This window comes from Methanoculleus frigidifontis (assembly GCF_030464345.1).
Classification (GTDB): domain Archaea; phylum Halobacteriota; class Methanomicrobia; order Methanomicrobiales; family Methanoculleaceae; genus Methanoculleus_A; species Methanoculleus_A frigidifontis.
In genome coordinates, this window is record NZ_VCYH01000004.1 from 252,592 (window position 1) to 266,113 (window position 13,522).

Annotated in this window: 17 protein-coding genes; 7 read left to right on the top strand and 10 right to left on the bottom strand. The window is 58.9% G+C overall.

All coding sequences use genetic code 11. From position 1 onward, the window contains the following. Positions 1-12: 12 nt before the first annotated feature. The gene (locus FGU65_RS07795; protein ID WP_301663872.1) at positions 13-603 is read right to left on the bottom strand and encodes a site-2 protease family protein; all 591 of its coding nucleotides are present in this window, start codon (positions 601-603) and stop codon (positions 13-15) included. A gap of 122 nt (positions 604-725) precedes the next feature. On the opposite strand from FGU65_RS07795, the gene FGU65_RS07800 reads away from it, so the two are divergent. Further along, a complete protein-coding gene (locus FGU65_RS07800) occupies positions 726-1,010 on the top strand; it encodes a chorismate mutase (protein ID WP_301663873.1) in 285 nt (94 codons plus the stop codon). An 8-nt stretch (positions 1,011-1,018) separates the two neighbouring features. On the opposite strand, the gene argB is transcribed toward FGU65_RS07800, so the two are convergent. The 5 genes from argB to FGU65_RS07825 are packed head-to-tail and all read right to left on the bottom strand — an operon-like array spanning position 1,019 to position 5,443. Next, entirely contained in the window at positions 1,019-1,888 is an 870-nt protein-coding gene (gene argB / locus FGU65_RS07805; RefSeq protein WP_301663874.1) for an acetylglutamate kinase, read from the bottom strand. Continuing rightward, complete coding sequence (gene argJ, locus FGU65_RS07810; RefSeq protein WP_301663875.1) at positions 1,885-3,036, bottom strand: bifunctional ornithine acetyltransferase/N-acetylglutamate synthase; 1,152 nt, start codon at positions 3,034-3,036, stop codon at positions 1,885-1,887. The genes argB and argJ overlap by 4 nt, the downstream gene beginning before the upstream one ends. Then, complete coding sequence (locus FGU65_RS07815; protein ID WP_301663876.1) at positions 3,033-3,515, bottom strand: CBS domain-containing protein; 483 nt, start codon at positions 3,513-3,515, stop codon at positions 3,033-3,035. The genes argJ and FGU65_RS07815 overlap by 4 nt, the downstream gene beginning before the upstream one ends. A 9-nt stretch (positions 3,516-3,524) precedes the next feature. Continuing rightward, positions 3,525-4,511 (bottom strand): N-acetyl-gamma-glutamyl-phosphate reductase, encoded by a 987-nt coding sequence (argC, locus tag FGU65_RS07820; RefSeq protein ID WP_301663877.1) that lies wholly within the window; start codon positions 4,509-4,511, stop codon positions 3,525-3,527. 26 nt (positions 4,512-4,537) lie between these two features. Next, complete coding sequence (locus tag FGU65_RS07825; protein ID WP_301663878.1) at positions 4,538-5,443, bottom strand: ADP-ribosylglycohydrolase family protein; 906 nt, start codon at positions 5,441-5,443, stop codon at positions 4,538-4,540. 784 nt (positions 5,444-6,227) lie between these two features. On the opposite strand from FGU65_RS07825, the gene FGU65_RS07830 reads away from it, so the two are divergent. Beyond that, positions 6,228-6,386, top strand: a complete 159-nt coding sequence (locus tag FGU65_RS07830) for a hypothetical protein (RefSeq protein WP_301663879.1) — start codon at positions 6,228-6,230, stop codon at positions 6,384-6,386. 219 nt (positions 6,387-6,605) lie between these two features. On the opposite strand, the gene FGU65_RS07835 is transcribed toward FGU65_RS07830, so the two are convergent. After that, a complete protein-coding gene (locus FGU65_RS07835; protein WP_301663880.1) occupies positions 6,606-7,418 on the bottom strand; it encodes a hypothetical protein in 813 nt (270 codons plus the stop codon). Between the two features lie 278 nt (positions 7,419-7,696). Between FGU65_RS07835 and FGU65_RS07840 the strand changes: the two genes are divergently transcribed. Then, positions 7,697-7,876, top strand: a complete 180-nt coding sequence (locus FGU65_RS07840; protein ID WP_301663881.1) for a hypothetical protein — start codon at positions 7,697-7,699, stop codon at positions 7,874-7,876. 101 nt (positions 7,877-7,977) lie between these two features. On the opposite strand, the gene FGU65_RS07845 is transcribed toward FGU65_RS07840, so the two are convergent. Next, entirely contained in the window at positions 7,978-8,178 is a 201-nt protein-coding gene (locus FGU65_RS07845) for a hypothetical protein (protein ID WP_301663882.1), read from the bottom strand. A 487-nt stretch (positions 8,179-8,665) separates the two neighbouring features. Beyond that, positions 8,666-8,881, bottom strand: coding sequence for a hypothetical protein (locus FGU65_RS07850; RefSeq protein WP_301663883.1), 216 nt, complete (start codon positions 8,879-8,881; stop codon positions 8,666-8,668). 10 nt (positions 8,882-8,891) lie between these two features. Between FGU65_RS07850 and FGU65_RS07855 the strand changes: the two genes are divergently transcribed. Further along, positions 8,892-9,386 (top strand): hypothetical protein, encoded by a 495-nt coding sequence (locus FGU65_RS07855; protein WP_301663884.1) that lies wholly within the window; start codon positions 8,892-8,894, stop codon positions 9,384-9,386. Between the two features lie 42 nt (positions 9,387-9,428). Here FGU65_RS07855 and FGU65_RS07860 read toward each other — a convergent pair whose 3' ends face one another. Next, positions 9,429-10,745 (bottom strand): M12 family metallo-peptidase, encoded by a 1,317-nt coding sequence (locus FGU65_RS07860; RefSeq protein ID WP_301663885.1) that lies wholly within the window; start codon positions 10,743-10,745, stop codon positions 9,429-9,431. Positions 10,746-11,335: 590 nt separating this feature from the next. Here FGU65_RS07860 and FGU65_RS07865 point away from each other — a divergent pair. The 3 genes from FGU65_RS07865 to FGU65_RS07875 are packed head-to-tail and all read left to right on the top strand — an operon-like array spanning position 11,336 to position 13,475. Continuing rightward, positions 11,336-11,845, top strand: a complete 510-nt coding sequence (locus tag FGU65_RS07865) for a hypothetical protein (RefSeq protein ID WP_301663886.1) — start codon at positions 11,336-11,338, stop codon at positions 11,843-11,845. Between the two features lie 15 nt (positions 11,846-11,860). Next, on the top strand, positions 11,861-12,637 hold the full coding sequence (locus tag FGU65_RS07870; protein ID WP_301663887.1) for a hypothetical protein: 777 nt from the start codon (positions 11,861-11,863) through the stop codon (positions 12,635-12,637). A gap of 28 nt (positions 12,638-12,665) precedes the next feature. Next, positions 12,666-13,475, top strand: coding sequence for a hypothetical protein (locus FGU65_RS07875; RefSeq protein WP_301663888.1), 810 nt, complete (start codon positions 12,666-12,668; stop codon positions 13,473-13,475). Positions 13,476-13,522 lie beyond the last annotated feature (47 nt).

Genomic DNA, 13,522 nt, shown 5'->3' on the forward strand with positions numbered 1-13,522 from the left:
GCCGACGCTTCTTCAGAGCGTCAGCGACCAGATCAGCACACCGGCCGCGGCCGCGATGATGACGCCGAAGGCGACCGGGTTCCAGGCGAGAACCTTCCGCCCGTCGAGCACGCTGACCGGGAGCATGTTGAAGACCGCGATCATCGCGTTGATCCGCAGACCGAGGACGCCGACCAGGCCGAGGATGCCTTCCGCCCCGAGGAAGACCAGGCCGAGGAAGGGTATGCAGAGCAGCAGATTTGTGATCGGGCCTGCCGCGGAGATCCAGCCGTTCTCCTGCCGTGTCGCGTTGCCGTAGACGTACGTCGCCCCCGGTGCCGCAAAGACCACGCCGACGAGTGCCGCGAGCACGACGGCGACGAGGAGCATCTGGTTGTCCTTCCGGAACTCCGCCCAGTAGCCGTAGTGCATGGCCACGAACTTATGGGCAAGCTCGTGGAGAACGAATGCGACACCGACCGTTACGAGCGACATCACGAAGAGCAGCAGGAAGTTCGTCAGATTCACACCGCCCCTGACGTAGATCAGGGTGAACGCGATGGAGATGGCGAGCCACGCAATGATGAGATCCCGGCGTTCGCGCAGGGGGATACGTTCCAACATTAGAGTACCGTTTTGCCACGCGGTCTTAATATTCTTCCCGTCCATCCCCCCGGCGGCGGGAAACGCCGACGATCGGAGATAAACAGCAGATTTATCATTCCCGTCAGCCCGATAGAGTACCTATGTCCCTCGAGACGGTCAGGGAGGAGATCCGGCAGATCGATGAAGCGATCATCGGGCTCATTGCACGCCGGCAGGGTATCGCCGGAACCATGGCACGCCTCAAGCACGAGGCGAAGCTTCCCATTCACGACGAAGAGCAGAGAGCCCGGGTGCTCGACCGCGTCTTCAACGACGCCGTGGAGATGCGGATCGACCCGGTTGCGGTAAAGAAGATCTTCACAATCCTCATCGATATGAGTGAAGAGAAGCAGCATGAGTGCAGCGGCGAGGGGAACCTCCCGTAACAAAAAAATTATGCAGAGAGCATCGTCCCGACGCCCTCATCGGTGAAGAGCTCGAGGAGCAGGTTGTGCCCCCGGTTCCCGTTCACGATGTGAGCACTCGTAACGCCGCTGCCGACCGCTTTCATGCACCCGAGGAGCTTTGGGATCATCCCGCCGACGATGATCCCGTCCTCGATCATCACCTCCGCCTCGTGCAGTTTCAGGCGGTGATAGATCCGGGAACGGTCGGCGTTCATCACGCCGTCCACATCGGTGAGATTAATGAGTTTGAAGGCGCCGAGTGCCGTTGCGATCTCCGCCGCTGCGGTATCGGCGTTGATGTTCAGGCTCTTTCCAAGCCTGTCGATGGCGATCGGGGCGATGACCGGGATATACCCCTGCTCGAGCAGGCAGTGGAGGATCTCCGGGTCGACCTCTTCGATCTCGCCGACGTGGCCGAGGTCGACCTCCTGCTCGACATCACCGACCCGGACCTTCTGCAGGTCCATCTTCCGGGCTATCAGCAGGTTTCCGTCGTTCCCGGAGAGGCCGACCGCCCGGGCACCGCAGTTCGCGATCAGCGAGACGATCCCGTCGTTGATCTTGCCGACCAGCACCATCTGGGCGATCTCCAGGGTCTCATGGTCGGTGATCCGCAGACCCGCGACGAATTTGGGCTCTTTGCCCATCGCCTTCATCTTCGCGGTGATCTCCGGGCCGCCGCCGTGCACCAGAACTACGTTCATGCCCACGTACCGGAGCAGGACGGCGTCCTGAATGACCGTCTCCAGGATCTGTGCGTCGACCATCGCGTGGCCGCCGAGCTTGATCACGATCGTCTTGCCATGGAACTTCTGGATATACGGCAGTGCTTCCATCAGAACGTCTTCTCGTTTCATGTTGTATACTTCCCGTTGATCTCCACGTACTTCTCAGTGAGGTCACAGCCCCACGCAGTCGCCTCGCCCTCGCCTGCGGCGAGATCGAGCTCGAAGACGACGGTATCGCCGTGCATCGCCGCCTTCGCCCGCGAAAGATCGGCGACGATCGCACCGCGCGCCACGAGCGGCGACCGGTCGCCTCCCTGCCCGACAGAGAGGGAGACGGCGTAAGGGTCGAACGCCACCCCGGCACGCCCGGCAGCGGCCACGACACGCCCCCAGTTCGGGTCTTCGCCGTAGATGGCGGTCTTGACGAGCGGGGAGGCGATCACCGTCCGGGCAACGGCGGCGGCCGCCTCTTCGTCCGGAGCGCCGCGGACGGTCACCTCCAGAACCTTCGTCGCGCCCTCGCCGTCCCGGGCGATCTGCACGGCGAGCATCCGGCAGACCTGCTCGAGAGCGGTCTCAAACTCGTGCTGGTCGACGGAGCCCGCCTCGCCGGTGGCGGTGCAGAACGCGACGTCGTTGGTGCTCGTATCCCCGTCGACGACGACACGGTTGAACGTCCGGCGGGTCGCCTGCCGCAGCAGGCCGTGCAGGGCCGGCGTCTCCATCTCCGCATCGGTATAGATGAACGCGAGCATCGTTCCCATGTTCGGGGCGATCATCCCGCTTCCCTTGGTGATTCCCCCGATGGTGAACGACTCCGTCTTCAGGACTGCGTGCTTCGGAAACGTGTCGGTGGTCATGATCGCCCGTGCCGCAGCATCCTCCGCCTCGCCGGTCCGCCGGAGATTTTTGGCGGCCTCTCCCGTCTGCGTGCGGATCCGGCCGAGGTCGAGGTACCTGCCGATGACGCCGGTGCTCGCCACGCCGACCGCCTCCGCGTCGAGGTGCAGGGCGTCGCCGGCGATCGCGCACATCTCCTCCGCGTCCCGGTATCCCCGCTCGCCGGTATACGCATTGGCGCACCCGCTGTTCACGATGATCGCATCGAGCGTGCCGCGGCTCATCCGCTCCATCATCAGTTCGACCGGTGCGGCACGCATCCGGTTCGAGGTGAAGACACCTGCTGCGTTTCCGCTCGCCCGGACGAGCGCGAGGCCGTACTTCCCCTCTTTCACGCCCCAGGCGGTCACGCCGTCGACGGCGCAGATGCTCTTCACGCCGACTCCTCCGCCCCCGCCCCGACGCCGTGGACGATGTCCGCCCGGGTCACGATCCCGACGAGCTCTCCTTCCCGCACCACCGGCAGCCGGGCGACCCCCTCGCGGAGCATCAGGGCGGCCGCAGCCTCGATATCCGCCTCCGCGTCGATGGTGATTGCCGGGCTGCTCATCACTTCACCGATGGGCATGTCGCCGATATCGGAGAGCGCCTGCTTGGTCCGCTCCCAGTTGATAAACTCCCGGATCGGCACCTCGATGATCTCGAGGGGAGAGGGGAGCCAGAGGTCGTCGGAGATCTCACCGGTGTCGAGGAGGGAGAGCACGTCGCTCTCGGTGATGATCCCCACAAGCTCGTCGCCGCGCATCACCGGCAGCCCGCCGATCCGGTAGGTCCTAAGCAGCCGCGCCGCCTCACGGACGGGTGCTTCGACCGGAACAACCACGGGATTTTTTGTCATAACGTCCTGTACCTGCATGAAAATCACCTAGGGTGCCATCCCGGCGAACCGCAGCCCTGCCGTCTCGTCGAACCCGGAGATCAGGTTCATGTTCTGGATCGCCTGGCCGCTGGCGCCCTTCACCAGGTTGTCGATCGCAGAGACGGCGACGACGCGGTCTCCCTCGCTCTCCACCGCAACATCGCAGAAGTTCGTGCCCCGCACAGCGGCGAGCGTCGGTTTCTGGTAGCGGACGAAGAACTCGTTCTCGTAGAATTTCCGGTAGAGCGCCTCGACCTCGTCCTGCTCCATCGGCTCCTTGAGCAGGATATGAGCGGTGGTGAGGATCCCGCGGTTCACGGGGAGGAGGTGCGGCGTGAAGTAGCAGCGGGCGTCCGACCCGAGCGCGGCGATCTCCTGCTTCATCTCCGCCAGGTGCCGGTGCGTCGTCCACTTGTAGGCGCTGAAGGTGTCGCCGACGTTCGGGTAGTGCGTCGTCGCCGAGGGCGTGTTGCCCGCTCCGGTAACGCCGGTCTTGGAGTCGAAGATGATGGTGTGGGCACGCTCTGCAAGCGGGGCTGCTGCGAGCGCGGCGCCCGTGGGGAAACAGCCCGGGTTCGCCACGAAGGCGGCGCCCTGCATCTCGTCCCGGTGCAGCTCGGGAAGCCCGTAGGGCGCCTCGAAGTAGTCCTCGTGGGGGACGCCGTAGACCTTCTCGAAGATCGCCTTCGGGAGGCGGTAGTCGGCGGAGAGATCGACGGTCAGGATGCCGCGCTCGAGCAGGGCGCCCGCTACCTTCATGGCGGCGGTGTGCGGGACGGCCAGAAACGCGAAATCTGCGTCGATGCTATCGACGTCGATGTTCTGGAACGCAAGATCCGTCAGCCCCGCGAGGTGCGGATGGACGGCTGTGACGGGGACGCCGTCCTGTTTGCGGGATGTGGCGCAGACGACCTCTGCAGAAGGGTGGTTGGCGAGCAGCCGCATCAGCTCGCCGCCGGTGTACCCGGATGCTCCGATGATCGCAATGTGCATGGAACAGATGTGGTTTTTATAAAAACTTAATCCTTATTGGCGCAGCGCCGGTAGAGCCGTTCGGCGATATCTTCAATACGCTCTCTATCCTCGAGGCCGTCTAGGAGATCGGCCGGGAACACCCCCTTTCCATATTTTGCACCGGCGTACGCACCACAGATGAGCGCGATGGTATCGGTGTTGCCGCCGACATGGGACGCCACAGAGAGGAGGTCCGCGGCGTCGGGGAACCGGCTTGCGATGAAGAAGGCGAGCGGCACGGTCTGGTAGACGGTAACGTCGCTGCCCACCACCGAAAGAGCGCTCTCAAGGCTGATGCCCTCCCGCTCGATCCGGAGGGCGTCGCGGATCTTGTTGCCGAGGCTGATATCCTCCAGGGCGGCATGCCGCTGCGCGAGCTCCAGGGCATCGGGATACCCGCGGAGGGTATAGTGGATCAGCATCGCGACGGTGATGCCGCCCGCGTGGGCGGCCGGGTGCGTATGGGTGACGCTGCACGCCGTGACCACCCGCTCGGTCACTTCGATGGGATCGTTGTAGAGCAGCGCGAACGGGATGCCGATGCCGATGCACCCGGCGGTGCTCGAGTTCACGCCGCTCTCGGCAGGGCTCCGGGTACGGAGGCGTTCGCAGGCAGCCCCGACCGCACCGTCGGGGAACCGGATCTCCCCGTCCGCGTACATCCGGGAGAGCTCGGCGGCGTATGCCTCGTCCGTGTAGGTTCCGTCCGCGAGGAGCCCGGCCACGATGAGCATCATCTGGGTATCGTCGGTGAACTGCCCGGGCTTGAGGCCCGCGTTCGGGTGGCCCCGCCATGCGCGCCGGAATCCCTCGCCGAGCCGCTGGAAACTCGCGGGGCCGCTCTCTCCGGCCATCCCGAGCGCGTCGCCGATTGCAGCCCCCAGCAGGCAGCCTTTGAACTGGTCCAGCATTACGTAGTATCTCTTGTGTTGGTGCAGATAAGGATTATTGTGGCGGTGGGGCGGAAGTGCGCCGCTCCGGTTCGCGTCTGCCGGAGGACCGGACCGACGGCGGCGATGATGGGTGCGGCATTGCAGCAGGTTCGCAGCAGGTTTCAAGCACCTGCTGCAAACCATGGGAATGCCGGAATGAGGAGATGGGAGGGATACAAGCTGCGGAAAAGAGAGATTGTACCTACACGTGTACAGATGTACAGCATACTGAAAGATCACACAGTGCACGATCTGCACGTGCTCATGTCTCTGCCTGTGCCTGTGATCTGCCGAATGCTGTACATGACCCATAGAAAGCGCCGTTCGGGCGCCATATTTGGAAACAAGGCGACTAAATGCCTTAGAATGGCGACAGAATGTGCTGCAACCCTGCCGTAACCGTGCCGCACGGTGTACATCGCACGGGCAGGGTCCGGCACCGGGGCTTTTGGGGGGTGACCGCCCCTCTTTTCGCTCTGAACGGAGGGCAAATCGCCGTTCTTTTTCGATTTTACCGGATGCGTCAGACGGTGGAATTCGGCATCGGAATCGGCCGGAGGATGTGGCTCAGATTCCCGTAAATCGGCAGGATCCGAGGGCCATATCGGCGATATGAGCGAAGGTAATTTCCGGACGATGTTTAGTATGGCCCGCCCTGAGATCGTCCGACTGCGGGCTTCTGTGAGGGTCGAAATTTCGAAGGATCTGCGTCGGATTGCAGGTATTTAAGCAGTTCTTAACCGGGACGGCATGCCGCACCCCCGTGCCCCGGCCGATCGTGCTCGCTTCCGAGCAGCACGTCTTCCAGCACCGGGTATTCCCGAACGTTCTGCTCGTCAAGATGAACGACCGTGCCGTTCTTGGCTTTCTGCCCGGTGACCTCGAAGACCCGAAGCCGATCCGGCGGAACGGTCAGGGATAGGAGATACGGAAACGCGGCAACGCAGATCGCCAGGAGGACTACTATCAGTACAGCGAGTACCAGAATGGGTCTCTTGTGCCGGTGCACCATCGCAGGAAGTGAGTGCGGCAGAGTATGACCTCCGGCGATGCCGTTTCGACATCGTCATGCTAACGCTGGAACGCCGACACGTATATATTATCTGTGTCGTCCGTCTCCGCGTCGGGCCCCTTATACAAGTCAACCGTCGGAGGGGAGCGGGCATTCGCCGTAACGAAGGCGACCGCTTTCCAACGGGGAGCAGGTGTGCTGCAGGACGATGTACACGCCCCCGGTGCGGAACCGCACGTCCTGTCCCGCAAAGGTCCTTGACACGATGTAATAATCACCTGCGGAGATGCACGAGTCGCCGTCGCTGTCCACGAAGACCGGTGCGGAGCCGTTCTGCGGGGACGACGTGATGCGTGACGTCCACCAGCCCGCATCCCCGATCTGCAGATAGAACCGGGACGTCCGCATCTCCGCCGAGGTATCCTGAGGCGAGTAGGAGACGTTGTCGATGGCTACAAGAAAATCGCCGTTCGGACCGCGGTCGACGGACGTGGAGAAGACGAATGTTGTCGGTTTCGGTTTCACGAGATACCTGACAGGGGGCAGCATGGAGTAATCCCAGTCGGAGGGTGACTTTTGCTCCTCGTATCGGTAGATCTCACTCCCATCGCTGCACAGCGTGATATGCATCACGGCGCCGATGAAGGAATATTCGTGAAAGGGTACGCCGGTTTTGATGGTAACCATCCGGGACTCAAATGGTTGAAGAACGGCCGATCCTTCCCCCTGACGGAGCAGGTAACCGCCCATGGGGTCGTTGAGAGTCCAGACGTAGTCGACCGACCGGTTGCTGCCGCAGGTGTTTTCCAGGGTGAACGTGAAATTGTTGTCGAGATCGCAGTACGCATCCCTGACGACGACCGTGCTGAACAGCGGGGATGCGCATCCGGCTGCCAGGACGAGTGCGAATGCGAGGATGGATAACGATACCACACCTTTCATCGGGACCACCAGTTTCCTATTCGGTAAATCTTTTCTTCTAACCGGGGTGCTCTGGAAGTCCCGTCACTCCGGCAGCACTTCCGGGCGTCAACCACGGATGGGCCTCCCCCCGCTTCGGGATACCGGCTCCGGTACCCGCACATGAGAAATTAACACCCTTCTATAAATGACCTCTGTCGAATCTCTCTCCGCGTCATGGTGTCTTTATCCGTTTTGGCAACGGGAGCACGGGGCAGACGGCAGGAGATTCATCCTCGACTAGCCGACTTAAGAAACCTATGCAGGAGAGGAGATACGATATACCCCAGCTCTTTGAAAATTCAGGTCTTTGTATGCATGCCCAGCACGGCAAATTCCCCATCGACGAGAAGATCGTCGATTGTCCGGTCGCGATCATGAAGCCGAAGAAACGGACGCTGATCGAAGCCATTGAAACGATCGGGAAGAGGATAGAGTAAGGAAGGGCACTCAGGGAAGAGCGTTCTGTTCACTGTGAGTTATGCCGTGCCGGCACCCCCACGACCGGAGCTCCGGTACCGTTCCGGCCGGGACGAACCCGCTATCTGCGGTACAATCGCCGGACAATCAGCAGCACCAGACCGGCGATGCAGAATACGAGGAGTGCCAGGAAAACGAGGCCGGCAAGCTGGCCGAAAAGCATGAGGAGAGGGTCCAGTCCCGGATATACCCTCCTGAGAGTATCGTAGAAGAGTAAGAGAAGGAGCATCACGGCGAATAATCCCGTTAAAATAGCGTCCATCGATACTCCTTGCCGCATGCTTCACTCACCCTTACGAAACTGTTACCGTAAACCGATCATCGTCTCAAGCCGGAATTCCATTAAGGATTCCCAGTTCCGGGTTGTGTGTATCTTCCGAGCGCCGACCTGGGTGATGGACAACTCAGACGCTTATGCGGGTGCACATAATCCCCTGTAAGAACGGGAAGCATTACATACAATCCTAGCGAGTTCACCTCGGCGATTCTCATGATTACTCCTGCCACGATGTCCGGGGACTCTCGTTCGTGAAAATGCCATAGTAAGGAGTACCACAAGAACTCCATCGTGTAGTGCACACCCACGACCCAAGTCTGAGGTTCCCTTGCCACCCCTGCTGGAGAGGGCAGAGCAATGCTGCCCAACCCACAATTATATCTTCTCAAACGTGATCGTGGCGTTTGATCCGGGTGGAACATAGGTGCCGATATCGCGGATCTCAAGAGGGATGCCTGATGTTTCGGACACTCTACCAGCCTCCGGGGACAACTCCCCGGAAGTAGATCACCCTGCCATCAACCCGGTAGTTCTCATCAAGGTTGACAGGAACATACCGTGCTTCGTCCGCCGTCTGAATGACATATGTGCTGCTGCCATTGACCTGCAGAACCGTCCCGACACCCTCGACGGTTCCCTCGTCAGCCCCTCCTTCATCGGTGCAGCCGCCTGAGAGCAGAGCTGCCATGAGAACAAGCATGACTGAAACAAGGGGTATTGTTCTCTGCATCATGTACATAACCTTCTCATGCTGTCGTTATCGTGGAACCTTAATCCTGATAGACCGTCCCGACTCTGTAGTATCGCCCCGTATACTCAAAGTACTTCCTCTTGCCAGTCGTGTTATCAATGATGTAGCGATCGATGGTCGTCTGCGTTATCTTTTCAGGATATTCCACCTCGCCTACACGGCGCAGGTCGCCTTTGGCATACGGAGGCCCCGGCCGATCGTGCTCGCTTCCGAGCAGCACGTCTTCCAGCACCGGGTGTTCCTGAAAGTTTTGCTCGTCAAGATGGACAATCGTGCCGTTCTGGGCGTGTTGTTCGGTGACCTCGAAGACTTGGAGCCGGTCGGGCGGAACGGTCAGGGAGAGGAGATAGGGAAAAGCAGCAATGCAGATCAATGGGAGGATTACCAGTACAACGAGTACCAGAATGAGTCTTTTATGCCGGTGTACTATCGCAGGAGGTGATTGTACCATGCTTTGACCTCTACAAAACTTGTATGGGTGGTGTTACACATAGCCTGCAACCCATGCCTTTGCTTCACGAATGGCTCTCGCGTTGTCGTGAGTGGCATCTCCATGATAATCGTCGGACGAAAACTCATAGCAATTGAGATGTTCAAAATAATAACTCCACATCACCGTATGGGTAAGACCGCCATTAAATGCATACGCCTGATTATACCCGGGCGTGCTTTCATGGTCGGCGTTAAAGTTATGACCTATCTCATGAATGCTCACACACCTGCGGCCGTGAGTCGTACCCCAATACGCCCCGTCATCCCAATCTGTTACCATCTGCGCCCAAGCGTGTCTCCCGTTGTTAGTAAATCCATATGCCGCCCCCTGGACACCAGTGCTATGATCGTAACCACCCAGATATAAGCCGAGATCTGATGACCATGCATCAAGATCTAATAGCGGGTACACATCCCAGAAAGCACCGAGAGGATCGGATATGATTTCGGGGTGATTGGAGAGCTGAATCCGCCTGGAATCATCATACCCCATAACGCAAAGGGAGACCTGGACATCATCTCTTCCAAACTGCTGATTTGCCGTAGCGATGATGTCCTGTGCTATTGCCTTCCAATTTGTTTGATCTTGATAAAACTCATTATCTGTTGCTACAAGGATAGTAACAGTGTAATACTGCCTTGTGCCATCAACGTGCAGTTCGGTACGCTGATCACTACCTGTTGAATATTCGCTCTCAGGTGCAACGGGCCCATAGTCAATTGTAACTGGTTCTTCCTGGTGTTCGACGTCTTTGGAGCTGTAGATGATGTGCAAAGGCGACTGTGACCTTTCCGCACGTGCTCGCGGTTCGACCGGCATGATCCAGAATGTCTCGTTATTAAAGACTACACTTCCGACGAGAACATTACTTCCAGTTGTGAGAAGGACATCACTCTCTTTCACACCCTGTATCGACCCTTCGAACGAATCGATACCGTCATCAAGGTTTTCGAATGTCATTCTGTTCAGATCAACTGTGTAGTCCTTTCCATGGATCTGAACCAGAAGTGTACCTTGTTGCACCCCCTTGTTCAATGCAGCGTGATCGAACGTCACGAGATCGTATCGGGTAATGCCTTTGGGAATTTTGAGGTCTTCGGGCTCGATGATTCCTGAAGATTTCAGGTCAGATATGGATGTAGCATCCCGAGCAAGAACATTCATAGACTCCCCGATGACAATGGCAGGTTCATCGATACTTACTCTGACATCTTCCGTCGTGTTTTGAGCACTCACCCCCGGGGCAACCATTGCTATCGCAACGAAGCACGCCAGGAGATAGCTCAAGTGCTTTAATTGGCTTTTCATTTGCTTTCCTCCAGTTTCTTCCCCCGGGGAAGAGGAACACACACTTAAGTACGCGAAATGTGTACATTCCTTCTGCCTCCGGGCATGCGGGGCGCATCATCCGGGCGTCAACCAGGGATGGGCGGCCTCGCGCATTGTTACGGGTGCCGCACGCGATACCCAACGCGTTTTTAGGTCATGAGAAGGGATAAAACCCGCAGCCGTCGTTCGGTTTTTTCCGAACTACACAGAAGTGTTCTTATAACATGACGATTCAGAGGTAGCCACTCACCAGGAACCGGATCAGAAGGTTTAAGATTCATTCGGTTTTTTCCGAACAACGGCGTAGGGTTTTATGAGATTTCCAGCAGACACAGGCATGTTTCCGGGCCATCCGACGCACGGACGCTCACGGAGAATTACTCATGAACCGATGGCTATTCATGCTGATGGCATGCTGCCTACTGGCAGCATTGCCTTCTGCCGCCGGTGCACTAACGCCGGCGCACAACTACGACTGTTCGGATACGACACCAACTGCGTACGACGCACGGGTCGATCAGGCTGCAATAAGCTACGACAGTTCGTCGTCCACAAACGCACTAGCATCAGTGGCGTATAACCAATTCAGGTCGGACGCGATATTCTTCTTCAACGGTCACGGCCTCTACTACGACGACTCGCACAAAGGGGGCGGGATAAAGTTCTCCTCCGAATCCTGGATACTGGCCGATACCGACGGGCACTATCCCGGAACCTACCAGTACTACATCCGGGATTACGGAACTGACATCCGCGATGTCCTGCTCGCAGTCTACCTCGCCTGCTATTCGTCTCACTACAACCCGTACAACGGCGACCTCGTCCAGCAAACTGTCACGGGAAAAGGCGCGGACATCTGCATCGGCTTCGATGGTGAGGTCGAGGTTGAAAACGGAAAATGCTGGTCAGAAAGTTTCTGGGATAGGGTACGAAACGGAGAGACCGTTGTAAGCGCCACAAGCAACGCAAAGGATGACTGCTACTGGCAGTGGCCGTATGGATACCATGGAGTGGAGACCTACGAGATCTCCGGCAGTTACAACAGCTACCTCACTCCCGCTCGTTACGGAGTCTACTGAGAGGGTGATTCGATCATGAAACAGATACCGATTATTGCAATCATATGCATCTTCATTACAGTCTCGGCCGCTGCCGCGGCTAACGCCGGCGCTCCGATCGGAGTGGATATTGCGAAAGGGAAAGCACAGGAGTTCATCAACACACCGGACGAGACCGTCCAGTACCAGAAGACCGAAAACCTGAATCTGGGAGATTATTACATTTTCAACACCGGAGAGGGACAGGTCTACGTCAACGCATACACCGGGACAGTGGAGCGTGCCTCGTTCAGCCATGCGCAGAAAGACTCCCACGACATCCGACTCGATCCTGCCGAAGCCGAAGCGGTAGCAATGGTCTACGCAGGGGAGAAATACGGCGGCTTTGCAGGGAAGAACATGCAGCTTGTTGAGTCAAACCTGCTCTCTCATGGCGATGCGGGCAGCGAATACACGTACGTCTGGAGAGAAGAGGTCGACGGTGTCCTGACGCCGAACACGGTCGTCGTCAGTCTCGACCCGGGGAGCGGCGATGTCACTTCCTACATCGGAATCCAGCGCGAGATCCGGTGCCCGCTCGAACCGAAAGTCACCCGCGATGAAGCGCTGAATATCGCGGCCGGGCAGTTTCCGAAGATCAGGGTGACCGACGCAACAGCGGATCTCTCCATCGAATACACACAACCGGGCATGCAGGCGCTGACGTGGGTGGTAACGATGAAAGGCGAGCCTGAGGATTACGTTCTCCAGGGAGGGCTGGTCGTCATCGACGCACAGACCGGAGATGTACTGATGATGAGCCCATACCTCTAAATCACCATTCTTCAAACGTGATAATACTATGATGACCCGGAAGACGTGGGTACGGATCGGCTTTGTCGCAATCGTCATTGTCGTTGCGGCAAACCTCGCCATCCTCACCGCCTTCCCTCCCGATGTGCAGCACCGGCAGGAACCGATCAACCGGGTGAACTGGATACTGGTGTCGGCACCGGGGCTCGATTACCGTTACCCTTCCGAAAGTGCGACCATCGTTTACGACGTGGAGAACGACACCTGGCTGCTGCAGGACGCCGCCGCCTGGGACCGGGCAATCGATCTCGGGGTCGACTACAGCACCGAACCGGCACGCCCGGAAGAGATCCGGTACACCCGCGATATCGCGATCGAAGGCGGTAGGATCGATCTCGACTTCTTCGTCAGGAACTTTGCCGGGGAAGACTGTGCTCATGCCGACTTTGCGCTGACGACCGAGGTCGGGCACCTGAACACCACTACCGGGTCCATGGAAGGGGACACCATCATCACCGGCGCACCGGCCGTGGTGCCCGTCGACGACCTCGCTAACGGGGAATGGCGCGAGGTGCGGGTGGCGGCCGACCTTCCGAGGCCAAAGCAGGAGGAGATTCTCCTCTTCTCGATCACCCTGACCACCCCATGCACCTTCACGACTCAAAACGGCACGACACTCACTTACAATCCCAACCTGGTGACCGTCATCGAGCACGGCTCCGTCTCCCGCGTAGAAGAGGTCGCGCGCGATCCCGGGTATGTCGTGGAGCGCCTCCCCCGGGGGAATTCGGCGACCTTCATCGTGCAGGGCACGGATGCACCCGGAATCGGCCCGCTGCCGACGATGACCGCGGGGTAATCCCGGCATGGATTGCACCCGTTCGACCGGATCAAAATCTACTTCCT

Coding starts and splice junctions, on each gene's coding strand:
- FGU65_RS07795 (WP_301663872.1), bottom strand. CDS start 603: ATGTTGGAACGTATCCCCCTGCGCGAACGCCGGGATCTCATCATTGCG.
- FGU65_RS07800 (WP_301663873.1), top strand. CDS start 726: ATGTCCCTCGAGACGGTCAGGGAGGAGATCCGGCAGATCGATGAAGCG.
- argB (WP_301663874.1), bottom strand. CDS start 1,888: ATGAAACGAGAAGACGTTCTGATGGAAGCACTGCCGTATATCCAGAAG.
- FGU65_RS07815 (WP_301663876.1), bottom strand. CDS start 3,515: ATGCAGGTACAGGACGTTATGACAAAAAATCCCGTGGTTGTTCCGGTC.
- argC (WP_301663877.1), bottom strand. CDS start 4,511: ATGCACATTGCGATCATCGGAGCATCCGGGTACACCGGCGGCGAGCTG.
- FGU65_RS07825 (WP_301663878.1), bottom strand. CDS start 5,443: ATGCTGGACCAGTTCAAAGGCTGCCTGCTGGGGGCTGCAATCGGCGAC.
- FGU65_RS07835 (WP_301663880.1), bottom strand. CDS start 7,418: ATGAAAGGTGTGGTATCGTTATCCATCCTCGCATTCGCACTCGTCCTG.
- FGU65_RS07840 (WP_301663881.1), top strand. CDS start 7,697: ATGCAGGAGAGGAGATACGATATACCCCAGCTCTTTGAAAATTCAGGT.
- FGU65_RS07845 (WP_301663882.1), bottom strand. CDS start 8,178: ATGGACGCTATTTTAACGGGATTATTCGCCGTGATGCTCCTTCTCTTA.
- FGU65_RS07850 (WP_301663883.1), bottom strand. CDS start 8,881: ATGGCAGCTCTGCTCTCAGGCGGCTGCACCGATGAAGGAGGGGCTGAC.
- FGU65_RS07855 (WP_301663884.1), top strand. CDS start 8,892: ATGACTGAAACAAGGGGTATTGTTCTCTGCATCATGTACATAACCTTC.
- FGU65_RS07860 (WP_301663885.1), bottom strand. CDS start 10,745: ATGAAAAGCCAATTAAAGCACTTGAGCTATCTCCTGGCGTGCTTCGTT.
- FGU65_RS07870 (WP_301663887.1), top strand. CDS start 11,861: ATGAAACAGATACCGATTATTGCAATCATATGCATCTTCATTACAGTC.
- FGU65_RS07875 (WP_301663888.1), top strand. CDS start 12,666: ATGATGACCCGGAAGACGTGGGTACGGATCGGCTTTGTCGCAATCGTC.